We start from the raw sequence: 25,377 nt of genomic DNA, 5'->3' as shown, positions 1-25,377 counted from the left end.
GCCGGTTACCGAGACCGGCCGACAACTGTCACTCGAACAAGTACCCACTGTGGGTCTCCGCTATTGATGAAAACGCGCGAAGCTTACGCCCCGATGATTGGAGAGTAAACCGGCAAAAGGAGGTGTGTCGGGGAATGTGGGGGATGTTCAGGAAGGGTTCAGGAACAGAATGTGTGGCGCTTTGGAGGGCCCCTTCGCGAGCAAGCTCGCTCCCACATTGGATCTTCATCTGACACAAAATCTGTGTTCACTGAAAATCCCCTGTGGGAGCGAGCTTGCTCGCGAAAGCGGTATGTGAGGCGCTAAAAAATCAGCTGGCAGTCGCCAACAACAGATCCGCCATCGAACGATGCGCGCGATTCTTGCCATGTTCATACAACGAGCCGGCAATCTCGTCCGCGCGAATCGGCAACACCGACAGCAGAGTATCGCTCAGACCATGGCTGGCCTGGCAGAAGCCCTGCATGTAGAGGCCGGCCTTGCAGCGCTCGTCGGTGATCAGTTTGTAGTTGCGATCAACTTCGAAGTCACCCAGATATTCTTCCAGCGGCGCCAGCAGTTTGCGGTGCATCTGCCGCTCGTAACCGGTGGCCAGAACAACGGCGTCGTAGTTGCGCACGGTGACTTCGCCAGTAGCGTTGTTGCGCACGGCCAGTTCGATACCGTTTTCGGTGGCGGTGGCCTTTTCGACGGTGGTCAGAGTGCGGAACGCGTGACGGGCAATCCCGGAAACCTTCTGGCGATAGAAGATGCCGTAGATGCGTTCGATCAGATCGATGTCGACCACCGAGTAGTTGGTGTTGTGGTACTCATTGACCAGACGTTCGCGCTCGGCGCTGTTCTGCTGGAACACCAGATCGGTGAACTCCGGCGAGAACACTTCGTTGACGAACGGGCTGTCGTCCGCAGGCTTCAGGGCCGAACCGCGCAGGATCATGTCGACCTGCACCGACGGGAACGAATCGTTCAGGTCGATGAAGGCTTCCGCCGCGCTCTGCCCGCCACCGATGATTGCGATGCTCATCGGCTGATTGTTCACGCACGGCTGTTTGGCCATTTGCGACAGGTATTGCGAATGGTGAAACACGCGAGTGTCGCCCTTCAGCGCCTTGAACGCCTCGGGGATTCGCGGGGTGCCGCCGGCGCTGACGACAACCGAACGGGTGGTGCGCACGAATTGCTGACCATCGGTGCCACGGGAGATGACGCGCAGCGCTTCAACCTGATGGTTGTGCAGCACCGGCTCGATGGTCAGCACTTCTTCGCCGTAACGGCTTTGTTCGGTGAACTGCCCGGCGACCCAACGCAGGTAGTCGTTGTACTCCATGCGGCACGGATAGAAGGTGCCAAGGTTGATAAAGTCGACCAGACGACCGTGGTACTTCAGGTAATTGACGAAGGAATACGGACTGGTCGGATTGCGCAGGGTCACCAGATCCTTGAGGAAGGAAATCTGCAACTCGCTCTGGGTCGACAGGGTGTTGCCGTGCCAGCTGTAATTGGCCTGCTTGTCGAGGAACAGCACATCCAGCTCGCCGTGGGTCGGCCCGCGCTCTTGCAGAGCGATGGCCAGCGCCAGGTTCGAAGGGCCGAAACCGACGCCGATCAGGTCGTGAACGATGGGCGATGCAATTGCCTGAGTCATTTCCAGTGTCCTCTGGATGAACCCCTCAACAAGGGGCAAGGAGAGCCTAAGTGACCTGACTGGCCTTGAGCAGGACAGCAGGTCGTCTGTTGAGTAGGAACGAGGACAGTGAAATAAAATTTAACGCGGACGGCTCAATGGGCATCCCATTGTTTGATGCGCAGACGGCAATGTTTCATGGCATTGACGATGTGCTTTTCCACCAGAGCCTTGGAAATCCCCAGTTGCTGAGCGATTTCCGGGTGCGACAGGCCTTCGATTTTGCGCAGCAGAAAACTTTCGCGGCACAGCGGTGACAACTCGGCCAGCGCGCGCTGAAGCATCTCCAGGCGCTGGCCATGATCGAGGGTGCCGTGGGGTGACGGGGTGAAATAGCGCTCTTCATTATCGAGCACGTCGAGTGATTCGACCTGGCGCAAAGCGTTGCGCCGATGGTCGTCGATGACCAGATTGAGCGCGGTGCGGTAAAGAAAGGCCCGGGGTTGCTCGATCGGTGTGTCGCTGGAACGTTCCAGCACCCGCAGATAGGCGTCATGCACCACATCTTCGGCAACCTGACGGTTGCCGAGCTTGGCGTTCAGGAAACACACCAGCTCGCGATAGTAGTTTTCCAACATGACTCCCGGCCGCAAACCTGCGGGTTCTGTCCTTGAGCTCACCGATTGACCCCTGCGCAAAACGCAGTAGCAAGATAGTGGCAACTTGAGGTGCGTAATTTATAGTAATTCTCATATAGATTTAAAGTGATGTTTGTCGTTGACCGACAAATAGTGCTGTTCTATAGCTGTAACTTCGTGTGTCCGCAGTTAAATTCCCCCACGCTTCTCTCGTTTACAGGACAGCTCCCCGTGTCTGTCGCACCTTGCGACAGCGTTCCGTGCTGCCCGAACCTGTGTGCCAGCCGAACGACGGGCCGATTTCCACTGGCCGGAACCCTGCATGAAACGTCCCCGCCCCGCCCGACGCGCCCTGCTCGTAGTCCTCTGTCTGATCCCCGTTGTCGCGTTCGCCGCGTGGCAGATCCTGCCGCCAGGCCGGGATAAATTCGCCACCGTGCAAGTGACCCGTGGCGACATCGAAAGCAGCGTTACCGCGCTCGGCACCCTGCAACCGCGCCGATACGTGGATGTCGGTGCGCAGGCTTCCGGGCAGATCCAGAAAATCCATGTCGAAGTCGGCGACGTGGTCAAGGAAGGTCAACTGCTGGTGGAAATCGATCCATCGACACAAAAGGCCAAACTTGACGCTGGCCGCTTCTCGATCGAAAACCTCAAGGCGCAATTGCAGGAACAACGTGCCCAGCACCAATTGGCGCAACAGAAGTATCAGCGCCAACAGAATCTGGCCGCCGGCGGTGCAACGCGCGAGGAAGACGTGCAGACCGCCCGCGCCGAACTGAAAGCCACGCAAGCGCGCATCGACATGTTCCAGGCGCAGATCCGCCAAGCCGAAGCCAGCCTGCGCAGCGATCAGGCCGAGCTCGGCTACACGCGGATCTATGCGCCCATGGCCGGCACCGTGGTTGCCCTCGACGCCCGCGAAGGCCAGACCCTCAACGCACAACAACAGACGCCGCTGATTCTGCGTATCGCCAAGCTGTCGCCGATGACCGTGTGGGCCGAGGTTTCCGAGGCGGATATCGGCCATGTCAAACCGGGCATGACCGCTTACTTCACCACCCTCAGCGGCGGCAACCGGCGCTGGAGCAGCACCGTGCGGCAAATCCTGCCGGTGCCGCCAAAACCGCTCGATCAGACCAGTCAGGGCGGCGGCAGCCCTGCCAGCAGCAGTAAAAGCGGTAGCGCCCGCGTGGTGCTCTACACCGTGCTGCTCGACGTCGATAACGCCGATAACGCCTTGATGGCCGAGATGACCACCCAGGTGTTCTTTGTCGCCAGTCAGGCGAAAGACGTTCTCACCGCCCCGATCGCCGCGCTGCAAGGCAGCACCAGCGCCGATCTGCAGACGGCCCAGGTGATTGCCGCCAACGGTGACATCCAGTCCCGCGAAGTACGCACCGGTATCAGCGACCGTTTGAAAGTACAGATTATCGAAGGTCTCAACGAAGGCGATCACTTGCTGATCGGCCCGGCTGTTGGCAGCGGAGGCTGAATGCAAACACCTCTGATCGACCTGCAGGACATCCGCAAATCCTACGGCGGCGGCGACGCGCCTGAAGTTCATGTGCTGCGCGGTATCGACCTGTCGATCCACGCCGGTGAATTCGTGGCGATTGTCGGCGCATCCGGCTCCGGTAAATCGACGCTGATGAACATCCTCGGTTGCCTCGACCGACCGACGTCCGGTGAATACCGTTTCGCCGGGGAAAACGTCGCCGGCCTCGACAGCGACGAACTGGCGTGGCTGCGCCGCGAAGCCTTTGGTTTCGTGTTTCAGGGTTACCACCTGATTCCGTCCGGCTCGGCCCAGGAAAACGTCGAGATGCCAGCGATCTACGCCGGTACGCCAGCGGCCGAACGCCATGCCCGCGCCGCTGCCCTGCTCGATCGTCTCGGCCTCGCCTCACGCACCGGCAACCGTCCGCACCAGCTCTCCGGCGGTCAGCAACAACGGGTGTCGATTGCCCGCGCCTTGATGAACGGCGGCCATATCATTCTCGCCGACGAACCGACCGGCGCCCTCGACAGTCACAGCGGCAAAGAGGTCATGGCGCTGCTCGACGAACTGGCGAGCCAAGGCCATGTGGTGATCCTGATTACCCATGATCGCGAAGTGGCGGCGCGGGCCAAACGCATCATCGAAATCAGCGACGGCCTGATCATCAGCGACAGCTCCACAGACAATCCCCACGCCCAGACCAGCGCCAACCCCGGAGCCCTGCAAGCGGTCGATCTACGCAAGCGTCTGATCGAGGGCGCCGAAGCCACCGGGGCATGGAAAGGTGAATTGGTCGACGCCTTGCACGCCGCATGGCGGGTGATGTGGATCAATCGCTTTCGCACTGCGCTGACCCTGCTCGGCATCATCATCGGCGTGGCCTCGGTGGTGGTGATGCTCGCCGTCGGCGAAGGCAGCAAGCGTCAGGTCATGGCGCAAATGGGCGCGTTTGGCTCGAACATCATTTACCTCAGCGGCTCGGCGCCCAACCCGCGCACACCACCGGGGATCATCACCCTCGACGACGTCCGCGCGCTGGCAAGCCTGCCGCAAGTGCAACGGATCATGCCGGTCAACGGCGCCGAAGCTGGCGTGCGGTTCGGCAATGCCGACCATTTGAGCTACGTCGGCGGCAACGACACCAACTTCCCGGCGATCTTCAACTGGCCGGTGGTGCAAGGCAGCTATTTCACCGAGGCCGACGAGGCGAACGCCGCCGCAGTGGCAGTGATTGGCCATAAAGTGCGGAGCAAACTGCTCAAGGATGTGATCAACCCGATCGGCCAATACATCCTGATCGAAAACGTGCCGTTTCAGGTGGTCGGCGTGCTCGCGGAAAAAGGTGCCAGTTCTGGTGACTCGGACAGTGACAACCGCATCGCCATCCCCTACTCGGCCGCCAGTGTCAGGCTGTTCGGCACCCGCGATCCGGAATACGTGGCCATCGCCGCCACGGACGCGCGCAAGGTCAAGGACGCCGAAGAAGCCATCGAGCAACTGATGCTGCGCCTGCACAACGGCAAGAAGGATTTCGAACTCACCAACAACGCCGCGATGATCCAGGCCGAGGCGCGCACGCAAAACACCCTGTCGCTGATGCTCGGCTCGATTGCTGCGATTTCCCTGCTGGTCGGCGGCATCGGCGTGATGAACATCATGCTGATGACCGTGCGTGAGCGTACCCGCGAGATCGGTATCCGCATGGCCACTGGGGCGCGGCAGCGCGACATTCTGCGCCAGTTTCTCACCGAGGCCGTGATGCTCTCGGTGGTCGGCGGCATTGCCGGGATCGCCTTGGCGTTGATCGTCGGCGGTGTACTGATTCTCAGCGAAGTGGCCGTCGCATTTTCGTTGCTGGCGGTGCTCGGCGCTTTCGGCTGCGCACTCGTGACCGGCGTTGTCTTCGGCTTTATGCCGGCCCGCAAAGCTGCCCGGCTCGACCCGGTCACGGCCCTTACCAGTGAATGATCGATCTATGAAACCGCGCCTCAGTTTGTTGACCGTGTGCCTGATCCTCAGCGCCTGCGGCAGTCCCGTGCAACGCCCCGACAGTGGCGTGCAAGCGCCCGCGACCTGGCAATCGCCGCACAGCGCCAGCAGCGCCCGCAACAACCTGCAGTGGTGGACGCAGTTCGGCAGCCCCGAGCTGGATCGCCTGATCGAACAGGCCCGCGCCGGCAGTTTTGACCTCGCGGCCGCCGTTGCCCGCGTGCGCCAGGCACAGGCCGGCACGGTGATCGCCGGCGGCTCATTGCTGCCGGAGATCAAGGCCGGGCTCAATGCCAATCGGCAGAAACTGCTGCGTGGCAATGGTTACAGCCAGCTCGATGCCAACAGCAGCAACAAAGCCGTGGACTACTTCGACACCAACCTGAGCGCCACTTACGAAATCGATTTCTGGGGTGGCAAACGCGCCTCGCGGGACAGCGCGCAGTTCACCTTGCAGGCCAGCGAATTCGACCGCGCAACCGTCGAGCTGACATTGCTCAGCGGCGTGGCCAGCACGTATGCGCAAACCTTGTCGCTGCGCGAGCAGAGCCGCATCGCCGAACTCAATCTGGCTAACGCACAAAGCGTACTGAAACTGGTGCAGACGCGCTTTGATTCAGGCTCGGCGACCGCGCTGGAACTGGCGCAGCAGAAAAGTCTGGTCGCCGCCCAGCAATGGCAATTGCCGCGCGTGCAACAGGAGGCCCAGGCAGCGTTGATCAGCCTCGCCGCCCTGCTCGGCCGACCGGTGCAGCAACTGTCGCCGACAGAATCCTTCGATCACCTGCAATGGCCTGATATTGCCGCCGGCGTGCCCAGCGAGTTGCTCACTCATCGTCCGGACATCGCGCGCGCCGAAGCACAACTGGCCGCCGCCGAGGCGGACGTAAAAGTCGCCCGTGCAGCGATGTTGCCGGCGCTGACCCTGACCGCCCAGCTCGGTTCCGGCGCCAATCAGTTCGACGATCTGATTCGCAGCCCGTTCTACAACCTGACCGCCGGACTGGTCGCGCCGATCTTCAACAACGGTCGCCTCGGCGCCGAACGCGACAAGGCCACGGCGCGCCAGCAAGAGCTGCTGGAAACCTATCGTGGTGCGATCATCAACGGTTTCGCTGATGTGGAAAAAGCGCTCAACAGCATTCGTCGCCTGGACGAACAGCGGTTGTGGCAGAACGAAGAATTGAATCAGGCGCAGAGCGCTTTCAACATCGCGCAAAGTCGCTATGAGGCCGGCGCCGAAGACTTGCTGACGGTACTGGAAACCCAGCGCACGCTGTACGCCGCGCAAGATCAGAACGCACAACTGCGGCTGTCACGGGTGCAGGCGAGCATTGCGCTGTACAAGGCCCTGGGCGGTGGGTGGACGCAGTAATAGCGTTGCCTGGCAGAGCGCTTTCGCGAGCAGGCTCGCTCCCACAGTGATTGGCGGTGTTTGCGCAATCTGCGATCAACACCTGATCCTGTGGGATCGAGCCCGCTCGCGAATGAACGATGACCCAGCCCTCAAGCCGGGCTGGTTTTAGCCTTCAGATTGCGCGCATACCACGGTCGTTGCGGCACGCGGCGGAACAGTCCGGCGAGTTTTTCTTCGTCGGTGATGAAGGTGATACGCAGGGCCAGCTTCATGGTTTCAGGGTCCATCTCCACCGACTTGCCCACCTGCAGGCCCGGCGTGGTGCTGCACCCGTGAGTGATCGGTCCCAGCCACGGATCATCAACCTCGACCCAACGCCCCGGCGCAAACCACTGCACACCGTTGACCTGCAGGCGGCTGACTTCACCCGGGTGAAAACGCTCATGGGCGCGGAACCAGTCTTCGATGCGATCGTCGATCCAGCCATGGAAATGCCAGAACGCCGGATTGACGTGGGACGAAAACGGATCGCCGAGGAAGTCGTTTTCAGCGTTGTACCAACGCGCGGCGAAGTCCGCCGGATCCCGCGCAAATGGCACCGGTTGCCCATTGGATGGATCGCGCGGCACCGAAGCCCAGCGCATGTGCAGCCAGTCATGCAGGCCCAGTTCTACCTCGGAGCCGAACTGCCCCAGCGTGAGTTTGGCCAGATACGCCGGATCGCGGTATTGCGACTCCCAGACCTGGAAGTTGCTTTCATAGGTTTCGGCGGTCTTGATGTCGCTGACCCACTGACTGAACTCATCGTCGCCCGCCGCCGTCCACGTTGGCGGCAACGCCGTGCCGTCGTGGTTGTCGAAGTAGCGGGCGAAACCGATGCGATCACGGATCAACTCCGGCTGCGGCAGCGGGAAGTACTCCCAGGACGGCAGGTCCTGCATCGAGCGCGCTGTACCGAGCATGTGCCGGTGCATGAAAAAGAAGTCCACCCCTGAACCGTTGCGATCCTTGCGCGGGCCACGGGCATCGCGCTCCTTGTCACGCGGCCCGGGCTGCCAGCCAATCCCGCGCAGCGCCTCGCGCTTGTCCTCGGGCAGTTTGTGCCACTTGTCCCGGGTCGCATGCCACAACTGGTGGAAGAGGCGATGCTCGGGGGAAATCAGCCACGCCAGCAGCGTCGCGTTCAGCGGCGTGCGTTCGCGGGCTTCGGGAAACAGCTGCTTGACCGCGACGAAGCGGTTGTCCTGCGCGGGCAGATTCAACGGTCGGTCGAGGCGCAGCGCTTTGCCGCTGAGGGTACCGCTGCCAGCATTGCCGAAGTCGGCCCAGACCTCATCGAGGATCATTTCCAGCTCATAGCTGATCTGGCCATCAGCGCCGATCAGCCGCCAACTCAGCTTCGCCGCATCGGCCTTGGCCAGATCACCGAGAATTCGGTAACGCGGTGTTTCAGCAGAGCGCAAACGCTCCGGCGTATCGAGAAAACCGCACACGCCCCGGCCTTTATGACCGATGTCGAGAAACACTTGCAGGCCTTTCTGCGGCAAGCCTGCAAGGCCCGCGTCGGCGCCTTCGAAACGGATATCCCAGACCCCGCGCAAGGCGTTCGCCAGGCGCTGACCGGCCATGTCCGCCACATCAAAAGAGGCCTCGCCCGGCGTGATCGTCGGATCCGGCTTCGTCCATTCACGATGCCCGAAATAAGCCGCCGGCACGGCGGCGCCCGTCAGCGCCAGGCCTGCCATGAACCATCGTCGAGAAATCTTCATTGCCCTACCTGTGTCAGCCATGAAGCAGGCTTTATCCAAGCTAGAACGTTTGTTGCCGCGGCAAATTTAAGCGCGCGTTTTCGCCACGGCGCCGCCGGCCTAAATTTCCCTGCTGATCACTCGTTCTTCCCAGATAGCAAAGGCCCCCGCGCCTGCACCTCAATGGCGAACCCGACTGAGATGGCAATGACAAAACCACGTTCGAAAAAGGCTCTATTCATTGGCCTGCCGTTAGCCTTGGCGATCAGCGCCGGCGCAGGCTTTGCCGTATGGCAACACTGGTTCAAGGATGACCTCGGCTACCCGGCCAAAGTCATGAAACAGGCGGATGAGTTGCACGAACGCATGCTCTCTTTCGATAGCCATGTCAGCTTGACGCAAAACTTCGGCACCGATGGCCACGAAGCCGACAAGGACGGTGACGGCCAGTTCGATCTGGCCAAAGCCAATCGCGGTCGCCTGTCCGGCGCGGCACTGACCATCTTCGGCTGGCCGGAAATGTGGAACGGCCCGAACGCACCGCACAAGCCGACCCCCGGTTTCGTTGACGAGGCGCGCAATCAGCAGGAAATTCGCTTCAAGATCATTTCCGGCATGGTCCGCGACTATCCCAATCAAGTCGCCATCGCCTATACCCCGGACGATTTCCGCCGCCTGCACGGCGAAGGCAAATTCGCGATTTTCATCAGTATGCTCAACGCCTACCCGCTGGGCCACGACCTGAGCCTGCTGGACATGTGGACGGCGCGCGGCATGCGCATGTTCGGTTTCAGCTATATCGGCAATAACGACTGGGCCGATTCATCGCGCCCGTTGCCGTTCCTCAACGATTCACCGGATGCCCTCGACGGCCTCTCGGATCTGGGCAAGCAAGCGGTCAAGCGTCTCAACGATCTGGGTGTGATCATCGACGTCTCGCAAATGTCGACCAAGGCTCTCGAGCAGGTCGCGCAACTGAGCCGCACGCCGCTGATCGCCTCGCACTCGGCACCGCGCGCGATGGTCGATATTCCGCGCAACCTCAGCGACAAGGAAATGCAGCTGATCAAGAACAGCGGCGGCGTGGTGCAGATTGTCGCGTTCTCGCAATACTTGCGCCCGCTGACCCAGACCACGCAAGACAAGCTCAATGAAATGCGCAAGGATTTCGATCTGCCGCCCCTGCCAAACCTGGCCATGGCGTTGATGCCCGGCGACCCGATCATTGCAGCGTGGTCCGAGCAGAAGTTCGGCCAGTACGCCAGTCGCCTCTACGGCATCCTCGAAGAAGAACCGAAAGCCAGCCTCAAGGACCTGGGCGACGCCATCGATTACGCGGTACGCAAGATCGGCATCGACCATGTCGGCATCAGCTCCGACTTCAACGAGGGCGGTGGCGTCAAAGGTTTCGAGAACGTTGGCGAGATCCGTAACGTCACCGCCGAGTTGATCTCGCGCGGTTATTCCGAGGCGGATATCGCCAAGCTCTGGGGCGGTAACTTCCTGCGCGTTTGGGATCAGGTCGAAAAAGCCGCGAAACCGGCGGTGGCGGCTGCACCGGGAACTGCCAAGCCATGAGTAACCGCCGGGACTTTCTCAAGCAGGCCGGGATCGTTGCTGCGGCGTTGCCCCTTGGGGCGAGCCTGCCCGATCTCGCCAGTGCTTCAGCCGCGGCACCGCTGCCGCGCAACAAATGGGCGCAGTTGCAGCAGCTGTTCGATCAGGACCCAGACTACCTGCATTTCTCCAATTTCCTGATCACCTCGCACCCCAAACCGGTGCGCAAGGCCATCGAGCAGCATCGCGCGGCTATCGACAAGAATCCCGGCCTGGCGATGGATTGGGACCTCGGCGTGATCGAACAACGCGAGGAAAACGTGCGGGTCTGGGCCGCTCGCTACTTGCAGGCCAACGCCAAACAGATCGCGCTGACCGGCAGCACCACCGAAGGTCTGGCGACGATCTATGGCGGCGTGCATGTGCGCGCCGATCAGGAAATTCTCACCACCGTCCACGAACATTACGCGACCCACACCATCCTCGCCCTGCGCACCGAACGCGATGGCACACGGGTGCGCAAGATCCCTCTGTTCAAGGATGTTTACCACGCCAGCAAAGACGAAATCCTCGCCAATATCGACAACGCCATCCGCCCCGAAACCCGCGTGCTGGGGATGTGCTGGGTACATTCGGGCAGCGGCCTGAAACTGCCCATCGGCGAGATCGGCGCGATCGTCGACAAGCACAATCGCGGCCGCAGCGATGCCGACCGGATCGTCTACGTGGTCGACGGCGTGCACGGCTTCGGTGTGGACAACCTGAACTTCGCGCAAATGAACTGCGACTTCTTCATTGCCGGCACACACAAATGGATGTTTGGCCCACGGGGTACCGGGATCATTTGCAGCCGCTTCGAAGACGTCAGATACGTTACGCCAGTTATTCCGACGTTCTCCGAGGCGACCGCGTTTTCCACCACCATGACCCCCGGTGGCTACCACGCGTTCGAACACCGCTGGGCACTGGACGAGGCGTTCAAGTTGCATCTGCAGCTGGGCAAGGCCGACGTCGAAGCGCGCATTCACGCGCTCAACAGTTACTTGAAACAACGCCTGCAACAACGTCCGCAAATCGAGCTCGTCACGCCATTGAGCCCGGCGCTGTCTGCCGGCTTCTCGTTCTTCCGGGTCAAGGGCAAGGACAGCGACAAGATCGCTGCGCACCTGATGGCCAACCGCGTGGTGGCCGATGCCGTCCACCGCGATGTCGGCCCGGTGATCCGCACCGCACCCGGGCTGCTCAATGACGAAGCACAAATCGACCGTCTGCTGGCCGTGCTCGACCAAGCCCTCTGAGCGCTCCCTTTTCCTTTTAGCGAGACCCGCCATGAACAGTGAACTGCGTCGTTTTCCCCTCAAGACCTTGCCGGCGCTGATGCTCACCGCCCTCGCCGCCGGCCTGCTGCCTGGCGCTGTCCAGGCCGCCACACCGCCGGCGCCGGGCAAGGTGTTCAAGGACTGCAAGGACTGCCCGGAAATGGTCGTCCTGCCCACCGGCACCTTCACCATGGGCACCCCGGACGATGAAGTCGGCCGTGAGCCTGACGAAGGCCCGATGCACCCGGTGACGTTTGCCCAGCCGCTGGCGATCAGCCGCTTTCAGGTACTGCGCGGCGAGTGGGATGCCTACCTCAAGGACAGCGGCTACACAATGCCCGACGGCGACACCCGTCCAGGTCGTGCGTGCAAGGCTGGCATTCCCGACTATCAGGGCAGCGATCCGCGCAAGCAGTACACCGACAAGCATCCAGCGGTGTGCATGGACTTCCCTGAAGCCGAAGCGTACGTGGCGTGGCTGTCGAAAAAAACCGGCAAACAATATCGACTGGTCAGCGAATCCCTGCGCGAATACGCAGCTCGTGCCGGCAACAGCGGGCCGTTCCCCTTCCCCTTCGATGAAGGCAAGGAATACAGCATCGCCAAACACGCCAACACTTACGGCGCCGCCGATGGCTACAACTTCACTGCGCCGGCCGGCAGCTTTCCAGCCAACGCCTTCGGCGTGTACGACATGCACGGCAATATCTATGAATGGACGGCCGACTGCTACAACGAAAACTACCTCGGCGCACCGAGCGACGGCAGCGCCTGGCTGAGCGGCAAATGCGAGATCCGCCGTATTCGTGGCAACGACTGGGGCGAAGCGCCGGTGTTCTCCCGCTCCGGCAACCGCAACGCCACCTACACCGACACGCGCGGCGACTGGATCGGCTTTCGCGTCGCCCGCGATCTGTAACGCCCTCGCCCGGCTAAATTAGCCGTCCTGCCAGTCGTTTTACAGGTGAGCGCGAACCGACACGGTGCGCCACCGCCCTCTACGTCATCCAGGCGAAGTCCGCGAACCATGCCGGCCTTCGCCGCTTTTTCCAGCAGGGAACCTCCATGAGCAAACCAACACGCGGGGTGATCAAAGAATTGTTCGCCCTGCTCAAACCCTTTCGGCTGATCGTGACCGTCTCGACCCTGCTCGGCATGGTCGGTGGTCTGAGTGTCACCGCGCTGCTGGCGACCATCAACAGCGTGCTGCACACCGAAGGCGACCTGAGCAACACCGTGGTCGCGATCTTCGCCGGGTTGTGCCTGCTGGCCCTGACCAGTTCGATTTTCTCTGACATCGGCACCAACTATGTCGGTCAGCACATCATTGCCAGACTGCGTAAGGAGCTAGGCGAGAAAGTCCTCAGCGCCCCCATCGAGCAGATCGAGCGCTACCGCAGCCATCGCCTGATTCCGGTGCTGACCCACGACGTCGACACCATCAGCGACTTCGCTTTCGCTTTCGCCCCGCTGGCGATTTCCATGACCGTCACCCTGGGCTGCATGGGCTATCTGGCGATGCTGTCATGGCCGATGTTTCTGATGGTGGTGGTGGCGATTCTGCTCAGCACGATCATTCAGTACATTGCCCGCGGGCGTGGCATGCAGGGCTTCATGAAAGCCCGCGACTACGAAGACGAGTTGCAGAAGAACTACCACGCCGTGGCTGAAGGCGCGAAAGAACTGCGCATCCACCGCCCGCGCCGGCATCGCATGTTCGTTGCCGGCATTGAAGGAACGGCGAACAAGATCTGCGACACCCAGGTGCGTTCGGTGAACACGTTCGTCATCGCCAAAACCCTCGGTTCGATGCTGTTTTTTGTGGTCATCGGCTTGGCGCTGGGCCTGCAATCGCTGTGGCCGAGCGCCGATAAAGCGGTGATCAGCGGCTTCGTGCTGGTGTTGCTGTACATGAAAGGTCCGCTGGAACACCTGATCAGCACCTTGCCGATTGTCAGCCGCGCGCAGATCGCCTTCCGCCGCATCGCCGATCTTTCGGAGCAGTTTTCCTCGCCTGAACCGCACCTGCTGCTCAGCGATCAAGGCCCGAAAAACAACGTCGTGCACAGCCTCGAACTGACCGACGTGTCGTACAGTTTCCCGACCGTGGAAGGCGCGGCACCGTTCCGTCTCGGCCCGGTGAACCTGAAAATCGAACAGGGCGACATCATTTTCATCGTCGGTGAAAACGGCTGTGGCAAGACCACCCTGATCAAGCTGCTGCTGGGTCTGTACGCGCCGCAACAGGGTGAGATCCGCCTCAACGAGCAGATCATCGACGCCGCGACCCGCGATGATTATCGTCAGTTGTTCACCACGATTTTCGCCGACTATTACTTGTTCGACGACGTGGTACAGGGCGACACGCATATCCCGGAAGACGCCAACAAATACCTGCAGCGTCTGGAGATCGCGCACAAGGTCAGCGTGCGTGACGGCTCGTTCACCACCACCGACCTGTCCACCGGCCAGCGCAAACGCCTGGCACTGATCAATGCGTGGCTGGAAGAGCGCCCGGTGCTGGTGTTCGATGAATGGGCTGCCGACCAGGACCCGACCTTCCGCCGCATTTTCTACACCGAGCTGCTGCCTGACCTGAAGCGTCTGGGCAAAACCATCATCGTTATTTCCCACGATGATCGTTACTTCGACGTCGCCGACCAATTGGTGCGCATGAGCGCCGGCAAGGTGGTCACCGAGCTTCAACCTGCCTGATTGTGAAAATTTTGTAAAAAAAGTGCGTTGAGCCTTTCCGGTTTTCGGAAGGTTCAACGTCTCATTTACAGTTAATAGAAATCGTTCTCAGTCAATACTTTGAAGAGTAGAAGAATAATGCCCGCACCGCACGGACTCCACCCGCTCGCCAAGGCTCTGCTGATCCGCCGCTCCTTGCGTTCCACATTGCCAGCGCTGTGCGCCATGGCCCTCACCCTGCCAATGATCGGCCAGGCGCAGGCTGCGGCGATGGCGATCAATATTCCTGCCCAGTCGCTGGGGAGCGCTTTGCAGGAATTCGGTCGCCAGACCAACCTTCAGGTGCTGTACAGCCCGGATGAAGTGAGTGGTCTGCGCAGCAGCGCGGTCAGCGGCAACCTGGAACCGACTGCAGCCATCGCGCAGTTGCTCAGCGGCACCGACATTGCCTACAGCGTTGAAGGCAATAACGTCGCTTTGCGCTCGCGCAGCAACAGCGGCGCCAGCCTCGATCTGGCACCGACCAACATCTCCGCCACTGCGGAATCGGCCTGGGGTCCGGTTGACGGGATCGTCGCCAAACGCAGCGCCACGGGTTCGAAGACCGATACGGCGATCAAGGTTATCCCGCAGACAATCAACGTCGTCACCCAAGACGAAATCAAGATGCGCGGTTCGCAATCGGTCACCGAGGCCCTGCGTTACACCCCGGGCATTACCGGTGGCGGTTTTGCCGACCGCGTGAAGATTTTTGACGAGCCGACCTCCCGCGGTTTCTCCCCTACTCCGCTGTACCTCGACGGCCTGCACATGCCTTACGGCGGCGGCAGCACCGGCGGTTCGCTGCAGATCGACCCGTACACCCTCGAGCGCATCGAAGTGCTCAAAGGCCCGGCCTCGGTACTCTACGGTCAGAACCAGCCTGGCGGCATCGTCAACATGGTCAGCAAGCGTCCGACCGCGACACCGCTGCACGAAATCAAAATCGGTGGCGGCAGCTATGACCGCGCCTACGGTGCCTTCGACCTCGGCGGCCCGATCGACGATCAGGGTGAATTCCTCTATCGCCTGACCGGTGTGGTCAACGACAGCAACTCGGCCATCGACTACGCCAGCCAGAACCGCATGATGCTGGCGCCGAGCCTGACCTGGCTGCCGAACGACCGCACCACCATCACCGTGTTCGGCCAGTACCAGAAAGACCACGATGTACCGGAAGCCCAGGGCCTGCCAGCGTTCGGCACGGTCAAGAGCACCTCCAACGGTCGTATCAGCCGCAGCCGCTTCATCGGCGAGCCGGACGTGAACAAGTACCATCGCGAGCAGTTTGTCGTCGGCTACGAAATTGCTCACGAATTCAACGACGTCTGGACCTTCAAGCAGAATGCCCGTTACGCCGACGTCAACGACCAGTACGTGGCGCCACTGCACGGCTATACGTTCCCGACCAACCCGGTTACCGGCCTCAACGACAACAGCTTCCAGAGCCGTTACGCCGTGGACTGGTCGCAGCACAACAAGGTCTACGGCCTCGATAACATTGCCCAGGCCAAGTTCAAGACTGCCGATATCGATCACACCGTCCTGTTGGGCGTGGACTACTACCACTTCAACTCGAAGTTCCTCGGCCTGTACGACCGCACCGCTCCGGGTATCGACCTGTACAACCCGGTGTATGGCAGCCAGATCAACTTCCGCCAGCCGTACAAATGGGATAACACCATCACCCAGACCGGTCTGTACGCTCAGGATCAACTGCGCTGGAACCAGTGGTTCCTGACCCTCGGCGGTCGTTACGACTTCGCCGAAACCGACAACAAGCAACCGCTGACCGGCGGTCACAGCAACCAGAAGGACGAGAAGTTCACCGGTCGCGCCGGCCTCGGCTACGAGTTCGAGAACGGCATCACGCCTTATGTGAGCTACGCCGAATCGTTCCTGCCGCAAACCGGTACCGACATGAGCGGTGGAGCGTTCGAACCGACCACCGGCAAGCAGTACGAAGTCGGCATCAAATACGAACCGACCTTCGTCGACGGTTTCATTCAGCTGTCGGCTTACCAGATCGACCAGGACAATATGCTGACCACCGACCTCAACAACCCGGGGTTCAGCGTGCAGAGCGGTACGGTGCGTTCGCGTGGCGTAGAGCTGGAAGGCAAGGTCAATGTCACGCAGAACTTGCGCGTACTGGCCGCCGTGTCGCGTAACCAGACCAAGTGGCACAGCGCCAACGACGGTCGCGAAGGTCGCACCGTAGCTATGGCTCCGCCGTTGACCGCATCGGCGTGGATCAACTACGACTTCGACATCTCCACGGCTCTGGCCGGTTTCGGCATGGGCCTGGGTGCTCGTTACGTGCAACAAAGCTACGGCTCGGACTATGTGGAAGATTCCTTCCAGGTGCCGTCGTACACCGTGTATGACGCGATGGTTTCCTACGATCTGGAAAAATCGCCGCTGCATGTCAAAGGTGTGAAGCTGCAGGCTAACTTGCAGAACCTCACCGACGAGAAGTACGTCGCTGCGTGCAACGGTACGCTCGACTGCTACTACGGTGAAGGCCGTACCATGACTGCTGACGTGACCTACAACTGGTAATACGTTTAGCGCTCACTGAAACGCCGGCATTTGCTGGCGTTTTTTTTGGGGCTGATTTGGGCTTGGCGGCCTGTGGGCCGACCAGGCTCTTGCGGTTTTGGGATCTTGGGTTTTGGGTTTATATCCGTTGCTTCGGGTGCTGCCGCTGGCGGTTTCGCTCTTACAGCGAGTCCCTTTTTCAAACGCCAAAAAGGAACCAAAAGGCTTTGCCCCTGGCGTACGGCACTTCGCTTAGGCTCAGTGTTCCCTCGCTACGGTGTCCATCCGGGGGCATCGCCTACGGTTTGCTTCGCTGCACCTCCTCTCGATGTATGCGGCTGCGCCGCACGGCGCTGCGCGCCTACCCCCGGATGAACACCTACGCTCGGCCTGCCGATGGGGCAAATGATCAAAAACCGAAGCCAAAGCCAGATCACAAGCAAGATCAATAGCCCCTCACCCTAGCCCTCTCCCGGAGGGAGAGGGAACTGATCGAGGTGTTTGGGCGAGGTACGCCGACGTGAAATACCGAGTCGAACTCACGCTTTGAAAAGCCCTCAAATCGGCTGCCTCTCCCAGAGGGAGAGGGACTGATCGCGGCGTTTGGGGGAGGTACGCCGACGTGCGATATCGAGTTGAACTCATATTCTGAAAAGCCCACAAATCGGCTCCCTCTCCCTCGGGAGAGGGCTGGGCGGGCGGCGTTCCGATGAGGGGCAGCCCCAGCACAGATCCGAAGCAGACCACACGCTTTTCACCACTCAACAATGAGCGTTAGCTCGAGTGCTTTTGATCTTGATCTGTAAGGCGACGTCGGAAGGCTGAGTGGAGGGATTGATCCGGGCGTGGGAGCGCAGCGACCGTCTGGCGCAGCCAGACACAGCGGAAGGAGGTGCAGCGAAGCAAACCGGAGCCGCTGCGCCCGGATCGATCCCGCAGCGAAGGAACCCGAGCCTGCGAGGGCCGAACGCAGGAGCAAGCCTTTTTGGGTACTTTTTCGGCGTCTGGAAAAAGTGCCTCGCCGTAAGGGCGAAACCGCCAGCCGCAGCACCGCAAAAACGGATATTCCCCCACCCCGTCAAGCCACAGCAAACACCTCTACCAAGCGCCGAGCAATATGCCCCTGCGCCTCTTCAGCCTCATCAATAATCGCCCCCATGCGCATGAAGTCGTGGGTCATGCCCTCATAAACCTTCAGCTCCACCGCAACCCCCGCCGCCTGCAAATGACGCGCATACGCCACGCCCTCATCGTGCAACGGATCACACTCGGCCAAGACCAACAGCACCGGCGCAACGTTAGCGTTAACCTCAGCCAGCAACGGCGAGAAACGCGGGTCAAGACGATCGCTGGCATCGCGCTGATAGTGCTCATAAAACCACTGCAACGAAGCCTTCTCCAGCAGATACCCTTCGCCAAACTCCTCGATCGAAGGCGTGCCGCGACTGGCATCGGTAACCGGATAGATCAGCACCTGCAGACGCGGTTGCACAGCCGCATCCGTCAGTTGCGCAGCAAGCACCGTGGTCAGGCTGCCACCGACGCTGTCACCGGCAATCGCCAGACGTGTGGCATCGATGCCCAGATCCACAGCACTGGCTACCAGCCAGTCCCAGGCATCGCGGGCATCATCGGCTGCGGTCGGAAAACGAAACTCCGGCGCTAGTCGATACGCGACGGAAAGCACCACACAATCGGCCATCGCAGCCAGTGCGCGGCACAGTGAGTCATGGGAATCGAGACTGCCGACCACATAACCGCCGCCATGAAAATACAGCAGCGCCGGCCGCCCTGCCCCGACGCTCAGAGGCTGATTGCTGTAAAGGCGTGCGTGCAGGCGCGTGCCATCGCGCACAGGCAATTGCAGCTCTTTCACCACTTCCAGCTCTTCGCCACCGGCATCCATCAACAATGACGACTGATCAAATTGTTCGCGGGCCTCTGCCGGGCTCAGCTCATGCATGCCAACGCGCTTGCCACTGGCCCGGCCGTTGCCGACCAGTTGCAGGAACGCGGCGATATCAGGGTTCAACGACATTCGTATCTCTCCAGACAGGTCGAGCGCCATAAAGGCGCCCGACCGTTCTTTTTCAGGTTCAGAACACAGATCAGGACATGGCTACTGATTCAACGAATTCGCCGAGCATTTCTTCAGCCTCAGACAGGAAAGTTTCATCCCGCGGGATCTGGAAGTGCCCGCAATCGAGCCATTCACCGCCCATCCCCGGCTGCGCGAGTTGCGCCGCCAGTTCCACGGCCTCCTCTTCGCGACCCAGCGTCCACCAGCAGATCGGATTGACAGTCAAAGGTGCACAGCGATCCAGTTGCAACGACAGTTGCTTGAGTCGACGGGCCACGCTGAACACATGGGCCAGTTCATCGGCGCCCAGTGCCACGTAGGTCGACGCCCCGCGTTCGGCGCTCATGGCGCGGGCGAACAGCGCCCGCAGGTTCTGCGCGGTTTCCTCGCCGTCGATGCGCAAACCTGGCGCAGCCTCCGGCAGGGTCACCCGCAGGAAGTCGCGCAGATCGGCCTGCCAGTCGTCCACCGCGCCTTCGTTGACCTTGGCCGACGGCACGAAACTGTCCACCAGACCGACGAACTTCACGGCCTGTCCGGCCTGCTCCAGTTGCGCGGCCATCAGCATCGCTAACGTCCCGCCCAGCGACCAGCCCAACAGGTGATACGGTCCGTGTGGCTGTTTCTCGCGGATCTGTGCCACGTAATCGCTGGCCATGCTCTGCAACGAGACATCGTTGAACGCCGGGTCCAGCAGCATCCGCGACTGAATCGCCAAGACCTGCCGACGACCGTTCAAACGGCGCGCCAACGGCTCGTAGTCGAACACCGTGCCGAAACCTGCGTGGATGCAGAACAGCGGCGCAATGCCTTTGACCTCAGCGTTCATCGCCAACAACCCGGTAGATTTTTCGGCGCTGCCCTGCACACTGGCGACCAGTTCGGCGATGCTCGGTTTCTGCATCAGGTCGCGCAGTTTCAGGCTCAGGCCCTGAGCCTTGAGCACGCGACTGCGAGCGACCACTTGCAGACTGAGGATCGAATCACCACCCAGTTCGAAGAAGTTGTCGGTGAGGCCGACGCGTTCGATTTTCAGCACGTCCTGCCAGATCTTCGCCATGGCCTTTTCCAGCTCGGTGCGTGGCGCCTGGTAATCCTGACGCTGCTCGGCATCCGGGTTCGGCAGCGCCTTGCGGTCGAGCTTGCCGTTCGGCGTCAGTGGCATGCGATCGAGCAACATCAGGTGCGCAGGCACCATGTAGTCCGGCAGGCTGGCCTTGAGCTGTTCACGCAGGCGTTCGCACAAACCATCGGTTTGCGTATCGGCATTGGCCAGCACATAACCGAGCAACTGTTTGCCGCTGACGCCCTCGCGAGCCACCACGGCGGCGTCGCGCACGCCCGGTTGCTGCTTGAGGCGCGCCTCGACTTCGCCCAGTTCGATACGGAAACCACGGATCTTCACCTGATGGTCAATCCGCCCCAGGTAGTCGACAGTGCCGTCCTCGCGCTGGCGAACCAGGTCGCCGGTGCGGTACAGACGACTGCCATCGGTGCTGAACGGGTTGGCCACGAAGCGCTCGGCGGTGCCGCCAGCCCGGCCCAGATAACCACGGGCCAGCGCGCCGCCCAGGAACAGCTCACCGGCAAGGCCCACCGGCAGTGGATTGAGATCGGCGTCGAGCACATAACCGCTGCGCTCGCCGACCACACTGCCGATTGGCGCGTAGGCTGCACCGCACTGATCGTCAGCGCCAGCCTTCCAGATCAGCGGCGTGACTACGGTTTCCGTCGGGCCGTAACCGTTGATGATGTACTGCGGCTTGAGTGCGCGTTTGGTCAGTTCGAAACTCGCCACCGGCACCGCATCGCCACCGAAGCAGTAGATGCGCACCGGCGGCGGATTGCCGTGCTGTTCCGCGTGTTCGGCCAGTTGCTGCAAATACACCGGCGGGAACGCGGCCACGGTCACGCCATGCTCGTGCAGAGCATTGTAGGTCTGCTCGGCAGTCCACAGGCTGTCGTCACGGATCAGCAAGCGTGCGCCGTGAGTCAGGGTGGTCAACCAGCGCTCATGCGCGCCGTCGAACGCGAACGACATGAAGTGCAGCTCACAATCGGCCTCACTCATTTCATAACGCTGACCGATCGCCTCGCAGTGCATCGCCAACGGGCCGTGAGCGACACCGACGCCTTTCGGCTGGCCGGTCGAACCGGAGGTGTAGATCACGTAGGCGAGATTGCCCGGTTGCACCGCAACATCCGGCGTGGTGTCGGGCTGGCCGGTCAGGTTCAGTTGATCCAGCTCCAGCACATGCAGGTTGTCTTGTGCCGGCATGATCTGACGCAGACTCGAATCACTGAGCAGCAAGGCAATCCCGGAATCGCGCATCAGATAGCTCAGGCGTTCACGCGGATACGTCGCGTCCAGCGGCACATAAGCGCCACCAGCCTTGAGCACCGCGAGCAGCGCCACGATCATGTTTTCGCTACGCGGCAGTGCCACGCCGACGCGCACTTCCGGACCGACGCCTTCAGCGATCAACGCATGGGCCAGACGGTTGGCGCGGGCGTCGATATGGCCGTAACTGAAGGACTGGCCATTGAAGATCAGCGCCGTCTGCTCGCCACGCTGCGCCGCCCATTGAGCGATACGCTGATGCACGGCCGGTGCTTGCGAAGCGGCCGGCACAACCTGTGCGGTAGCCGCCTGACCAGTCGGCAGACCAATGCGCCCCAGCGGTTGCGCCGCATCCTCGGCCAGCGCCGCGAGCAAGCCTTCCATGTTGCGGCGAATGCCTTCGACGGTCGCCCGATCGAAATGCTCACGCAGGAACATGTACTCGATCACCAGCCCCTCTTCGAGCGTGACCATCAAGTCCATCGGAAAGTTGGTCAGGCCGGCGTTGCTGATCTCGCCAAACTTCAGCGAGTCATCGCGCCACTCGCGCAGCGCCTGGTCGATCGGGTGGTTCTCGAACACGATGATGCTGTCGAACAGCGACTGCCCGGCACGTCCGGCCCAGCGCTGCACGTCGGTGAGCGGGGTGTATTCGCGCTCACGCATTTCCAGGTTGAAGTCCTGCAAGTCGCGCAGCCAGTCGCCGACCGCCTGCTCGGCCGGTACGTCCTTGATCACCGGCAAGGTGTTGATGAACAGACCGAGGATCGACTCCGACGCTGGCAAACTCGCCGGGCGCCCCGCCACCGTCGCGCCGAACGCGACACAGCGCTGGCCGCTGTAACGGCTGAGCAGCATCAGCCACGCGCCCTGCACCAAGGTGTTGAGGGTCACCTGCTGAGCTTGCGCGAAGGCTTTGAGCTGTTCGGTGCGAGCTTCGCCCAAGCGGCTGTACAACGCCTCGTGGCCGCGACCACTGCCGGTACGCGCCACGGCGTCGGCCAGGTAGGTCGGCTCGTCAAGCAGACGCAAATGCTCACGCCAGAAACCTTCGCTGGCGTTGCCATCCTGTTGTTGCAGCCAGTTGATATAGCGGCGGTACGGCACGGCGTCGGCCAATGGCTTGCCGGAGTACTGGCTCAACACCTCGCCGATCAACTGCGAACTGCTCCAGCCGTCGATCAGGATATGGTGATAGGTCCAGATCAGTTGATAACTGTCCTCGCTCACCTGCACCAGGGTCAGGCGTTGCAGCGGCGGCTGATCGAGATCGAAGCCCTTGGCCCGTTCGGCATCGGCCAACGCTTGCAGCGCTTCGGCCGAGTGATCCTGCTCGCGCCAGTCAAGCAGACTGATCGGCAATTGCGGGTCGGCCAGGACGAATTGCAACGGCTCGGCCATGTCCTGCCAGAGGAAACCGGTGCGCAGGATATCGTGGCGTCGACTGACGGTTGCCCAGGCGTCTTTCAAGCGCGCCGGCTCAAGGCCCTGCACCGGAATGCACAACTGGTTGATGTAGAGATCCGCTTCCGGCGAATTGAGGCCAAGGAACAGCATGCCCTGCTGCATCGGCGACAGGCGATAGAGACCGGCCAACTGATCCTGCGCCAACGGCAACTCGGCGACTTGCGCCTCACTCAGACCATGCAGCGGCACCTCAATCAGTGCTGCCACCGGCTTATCGCAGGAGGCTTCGACACGCAGGGCCAATTGCGCAATGGTCGGGTGCTGGAACAGGTCTTTCGGACTCAGTTCCAGGCCTTGCTGACGGGCGCGGCTGACCACTTGAATCGAGATGATCGAATCGCCGCCCAAGGCAAAGAAGCTGTCGCTGGTGCTGACCTGCGCCAGTCCCAGAACATCTTTCCAGATGCCCACCAATGCCTGCTCGGTGGCATTGACCGGTTCGACGTGTTGTTGCGCCGCCGTCAGTTCGAGGGCCGGCAAGCGCTTGCGATCGATCTTGCCGTTGGGGGTCAGCGGCATCTGCGCCAGCCACATGCGGTGGGTCGGCACCATGTAATCCGGCAGCGTTGCGCCCAGCCAGTTACTGAGGCTGTCATGCAACTGACGTTGCTGCTCGGCGCTGGCATCGACTATTGCCGGATCACTCGGCACAAGGTAGGCGATCAACTGCTGGCTGCCCTGCACTTCACTGGCCACCACCACTGCTTCACGCACGGCGACATGGACCACCAGGCGCGCTTCGATTTCGCCGAGTTCGATACGCAAACCGCGAATCTTCACCTGATGGTCGATGCGGCCCATGTATTCCAGCTCACCCTCTTCGCGTTCACGAATCAGGTCGCCGGTGCGGTACATGCGCTCGCCGTTGCTGGCGAGTGGATTGGGCACAAAGCGCTCGGCGGTCATCGCCGCACGGCCCAGATAACCACGGGTGATACCGGCGCCGGACAAGTACAGCTCGGCGGATATCCCTTGCGGCACCGCTTGCAGATCGGCGTCGAGCAAATGGCTGGCGCTGTGATCGAGGGCACGACCGATGCGCGGCTGGCCACCGGCAATGCGGCGGGTCCAGGTCGAATAGGTGGTGTCTTCCGACGGGCCGTACAGGTCGTAAACGTGCTCGACCGTCGACTGCTGATACAGCGCGTCGACCAGGCCTTGCTTGAGTGGTTCGCCAGCCAGATTGATGATGCGCACGCTCGGCGGAATCTGCCCGGCGCGTTGCAGGGCAGCGATCGCCGACGGCACGGTGTTGATCAGGCGGACCTGATCACGCGCCGGCAGGTTCGCCAGCTCCAAAGCGTTACGCGCAATGATCAGCGAACCGCCGTTGGCCAATGTGACAAACAGCTCCCACACCGACAGGTCGAAGCACACCGAAGTCGAGGCCAGCACGCCTTGGATGTCGTCGCGGCTGTAGACCTTGGCCGACCAGTCGATCAGCGCCATGACGTTGCGATGGGCGATGGCCACGCCTTTCGGTTTGCCGGTGGAACCGGAGGTGTAGATCACGTAGGCGAGGTTGTCCGGCGTGACCGATGTTTGAGGTGCGCTAGCCGGATAAGCGTTCAGCGAAACCTGATCCATCAGCAGCACTTGCGTATCGCCCGGCACGCTCAGCGTCGCAGCGACCGCTTGCTCAGTGAGCAGCACCCGCGCACGGCTGTCTTCGAGCATGTAGGCAACGCGATCCGCCGGGTAATCCGGGTCCAGCGGCACATAGGCGCCGCCGGATTTGAGCACCGCCAGCAAGGCAATCAGCAACTGCTCGGAACGCGGCATCGCCACGCCCACGCGCACTTCCGGGCCGACACCCAACTCGATCAGTTTGTGCGCCAGACGATTGGCCTGCGCATCGAGTTCGGTGTAGGTCAGTTGCTGGTCAGCAAAAGTCACCGCCAAGGCAGCCGGCGTCGCCGCCACCTGACGGGCAATGCCCTGATGAATGCACAGCTCGGTGACGAAATCGGTCTCGGCACTTGGGCCGTTGTCGATCAGGTTCAACTCGCTGAGCGTACGCTCGCCCGACTCACTCATTTGCCCGAGCAGGCGCTGCAAGTATTCGCCCAACTGCACAACGCTGTGCGCCGCAAAGCTGTCGCACTGGTAGCTGAAGTGCATCGACAACTCGTCGCTCAAGTGCACCAGCAGGGTCAGCGGATAGTTGGTCTGTTCATGGTTGTTGATCTCGCCGAAGCGCAATTCCTGCGGCGCGCCCTGCGCCAGCGCCTCGGATACCGGATAGTTCTCGAACACCAGAATGTTGTCGAACAGCGCTTCACCGTTGCGCGCCGCCCAACGCTGAATGTCGAACAACGGCGTGTGTTCATGCTCACGCAGCGTCAGGTTTTGCGCCTGCACGCTCTGCAACCACTCACCTACGCTCGATTGCGAACGTGGGCTGGCGATCACCGGCAAGGTGTTGATGAACAGACCGATCTGCTGCTCGACGCCTTTGAGTTCTGTCGGACGCCCCGCCACC

At 61.4% G+C, this 25,377-nt stretch carries 13 protein-coding genes (1 of these 13 only partly in view); 8 read left to right on the top strand and 5 right to left on the bottom strand.

Features of this window, described 5'->3' with window-relative positions; all coding sequences use genetic code 11:
* Positions 1 to 310 precede the first annotated feature (310 nt).
* Entirely contained in the window at positions 311 to 1,645 is a 1,335-nt protein-coding gene (locus ACRRSD_RS24855; protein WP_435035883.1) for a lysine N(6)-hydroxylase/L-ornithine N(5)-oxygenase family protein, read from the bottom strand.
* Between the two features lie 134 nt (positions 1,646 to 1,779).
* Positions 1,780 to 2,262, bottom strand: a complete 483-nt coding sequence (locus tag ACRRSD_RS24850; protein WP_435035881.1) for a sigma-70 family RNA polymerase sigma factor — start codon at positions 2,260 to 2,262, stop codon at positions 1,780 to 1,782.
* A gap of 322 nt (positions 2,263 to 2,584) precedes the next feature.
* Here ACRRSD_RS24850 and ACRRSD_RS24845 point away from each other — a divergent pair, with 322 nt between their 5' ends.
* The 3 genes from ACRRSD_RS24845 to ACRRSD_RS24835 are packed head-to-tail and all read left to right on the top strand — an operon-like array spanning position 2,585 to position 7,127.
* Positions 2,585 to 3,757 carry an efflux RND transporter periplasmic adaptor subunit gene (locus ACRRSD_RS24845; protein ID WP_435035880.1) on the top strand — a complete coding sequence of 391 codons (1,173 nt, stop codon included), beginning with the start codon at positions 2,585 to 2,587 and terminating at the stop codon, positions 3,755 to 3,757.
* Positions 3,758 to 5,731 carry a MacB family efflux pump subunit gene (locus tag ACRRSD_RS24840; RefSeq protein WP_435035879.1) on the top strand — a complete coding sequence of 658 codons (1,974 nt, stop codon included), beginning with the start codon at positions 3,758 to 3,760 and terminating at the stop codon, positions 5,729 to 5,731.
* 7 nt (positions 5,732 to 5,738) lie between these two features.
* Positions 5,739 to 7,127 (top strand): efflux transporter outer membrane subunit, encoded by a 1,389-nt coding sequence (locus ACRRSD_RS24835; RefSeq protein WP_435035877.1) that lies wholly within the window; start codon positions 5,739 to 5,741, stop codon positions 7,125 to 7,127.
* Positions 7,128 to 7,258: 131 nt separating this feature from the next.
* Here ACRRSD_RS24835 and pvdP read toward each other — a convergent pair whose 3' ends face one another.
* A complete protein-coding gene (gene pvdP / locus ACRRSD_RS24830; RefSeq protein ID WP_435035875.1) occupies positions 7,259 to 8,878 on the bottom strand; it encodes a pyoverdine maturation tyrosinase PvdP in 1,620 nt (539 codons plus the stop codon).
* A gap of 186 nt (positions 8,879 to 9,064) precedes the next feature.
* Here pvdP and pvdM point away from each other — a divergent pair, with 186 nt between their 5' ends.
* From pvdM to ACRRSD_RS24805, 5 genes are all read left to right on the top strand, one after another.
* Entirely contained in the window at positions 9,065 to 10,435 is a 1,371-nt protein-coding gene (gene pvdM / locus ACRRSD_RS24825) for a pyoverdine-tailoring dipeptidase-like protein PvdM (RefSeq protein ID WP_435035874.1), read from the top strand.
* Positions 10,432 to 11,712, top strand: coding sequence for a pyoverdine-tailoring periplasmic protein PvdN (gene pvdN / locus ACRRSD_RS24820; RefSeq protein ID WP_435035872.1), 1,281 nt, complete (start codon positions 10,432 to 10,434; stop codon positions 11,710 to 11,712). The genes pvdM and pvdN overlap by 4 nt, the downstream gene beginning before the upstream one ends.
* Before the next feature lie 31 nt (positions 11,713 to 11,743).
* Positions 11,744 to 12,652, top strand: coding sequence for a dihydropyoverdine dehydrogenase (gene pvdO / locus ACRRSD_RS24815; RefSeq protein ID WP_435035870.1), 909 nt, complete (start codon positions 11,744 to 11,746; stop codon positions 12,650 to 12,652).
* Between the two features lie 146 nt (positions 12,653 to 12,798).
* A complete protein-coding gene (locus ACRRSD_RS24810) occupies positions 12,799 to 14,448 on the top strand; it encodes a cyclic peptide export ABC transporter (RefSeq protein WP_435035868.1) in 1,650 nt (549 codons plus the stop codon).
* Between the two features lie 117 nt (positions 14,449 to 14,565).
* Positions 14,566 to 17,028, top strand: coding sequence for a TonB-dependent siderophore receptor (locus tag ACRRSD_RS24805; protein ID WP_435035866.1), 2,463 nt, complete (start codon positions 14,566 to 14,568; stop codon positions 17,026 to 17,028).
* A gap of 1,057 nt (positions 17,029 to 18,085) precedes the next feature.
* Here ACRRSD_RS24805 and ACRRSD_RS24800 read toward each other — a convergent pair.
* Together ACRRSD_RS24800 and ACRRSD_RS24795 are read right to left on the bottom strand one after the other, a co-directional pair.
* Positions 18,086 to 19,045 (bottom strand): alpha/beta hydrolase, encoded by a 960-nt coding sequence (locus ACRRSD_RS24800; RefSeq protein WP_435035865.1) that lies wholly within the window; start codon positions 19,043 to 19,045, stop codon positions 18,086 to 18,088.
* Between the two features lie 70 nt (positions 19,046 to 19,115).
* Positions 19,116 to 25,377, bottom strand: the 3' portion of a protein-coding gene (locus ACRRSD_RS24795) for a non-ribosomal peptide synthase/polyketide synthase (RefSeq protein WP_435035863.1). 8,726 nt of this gene lie beyond the right edge of the window; 6,262 of the gene's 14,988 nt are visible here — the last part of the coding sequence; its start codon lies beyond the right edge, outside the window; the stop codon is at positions 19,116 to 19,118.

Source organism: Pseudomonas neuropathica (assembly GCF_051174785.1).
Classification (GTDB): Bacteria; Pseudomonadota; Gammaproteobacteria; order Pseudomonadales; family Pseudomonadaceae; genus Aquipseudomonas; species Aquipseudomonas neuropathica_A.
Note: the sequence above shows the minus strand (reverse complement) of the source record. Positions and strands in the feature narration are given on the sequence as shown.

Coding starts and splice junctions, on each gene's coding strand:
- ACRRSD_RS24855 (WP_435035883.1), bottom strand. CDS start 1,645: ATGACTCAGGCAATTGCATCGCCCATCGTTCACGACCTGATCGGCGTC.
- ACRRSD_RS24850 (WP_435035881.1), bottom strand. CDS start 2,262: ATGTTGGAAAACTACTATCGCGAGCTGGTGTGTTTCCTGAACGCCAAG.
- ACRRSD_RS24845 (WP_435035880.1), top strand. CDS start 2,585: ATGAAACGTCCCCGCCCCGCCCGACGCGCCCTGCTCGTAGTCCTCTGT.
- ACRRSD_RS24840 (WP_435035879.1), top strand. CDS start 3,758: ATGCAAACACCTCTGATCGACCTGCAGGACATCCGCAAATCCTACGGC.
- ACRRSD_RS24835 (WP_435035877.1), top strand. CDS start 5,739: ATGAAACCGCGCCTCAGTTTGTTGACCGTGTGCCTGATCCTCAGCGCC.
- pvdP (WP_435035875.1), bottom strand. CDS start 8,878: ATGAAGATTTCTCGACGATGGTTCATGGCAGGCCTGGCGCTGACGGGC.
- pvdM (WP_435035874.1), top strand. CDS start 9,065: ATGACAAAACCACGTTCGAAAAAGGCTCTATTCATTGGCCTGCCGTTA.
- pvdN (WP_435035872.1), top strand. CDS start 10,432: ATGAGTAACCGCCGGGACTTTCTCAAGCAGGCCGGGATCGTTGCTGCG.
- pvdO (WP_435035870.1), top strand. CDS start 11,744: ATGAACAGTGAACTGCGTCGTTTTCCCCTCAAGACCTTGCCGGCGCTG.
- ACRRSD_RS24810 (WP_435035868.1), top strand. CDS start 12,799: ATGAGCAAACCAACACGCGGGGTGATCAAAGAATTGTTCGCCCTGCTC.
- ACRRSD_RS24805 (WP_435035866.1), top strand. CDS start 14,566: ATGCCCGCACCGCACGGACTCCACCCGCTCGCCAAGGCTCTGCTGATC.
- ACRRSD_RS24800 (WP_435035865.1), bottom strand. CDS start 19,045: ATGTCGTTGAACCCTGATATCGCCGCGTTCCTGCAACTGGTCGGCAAC.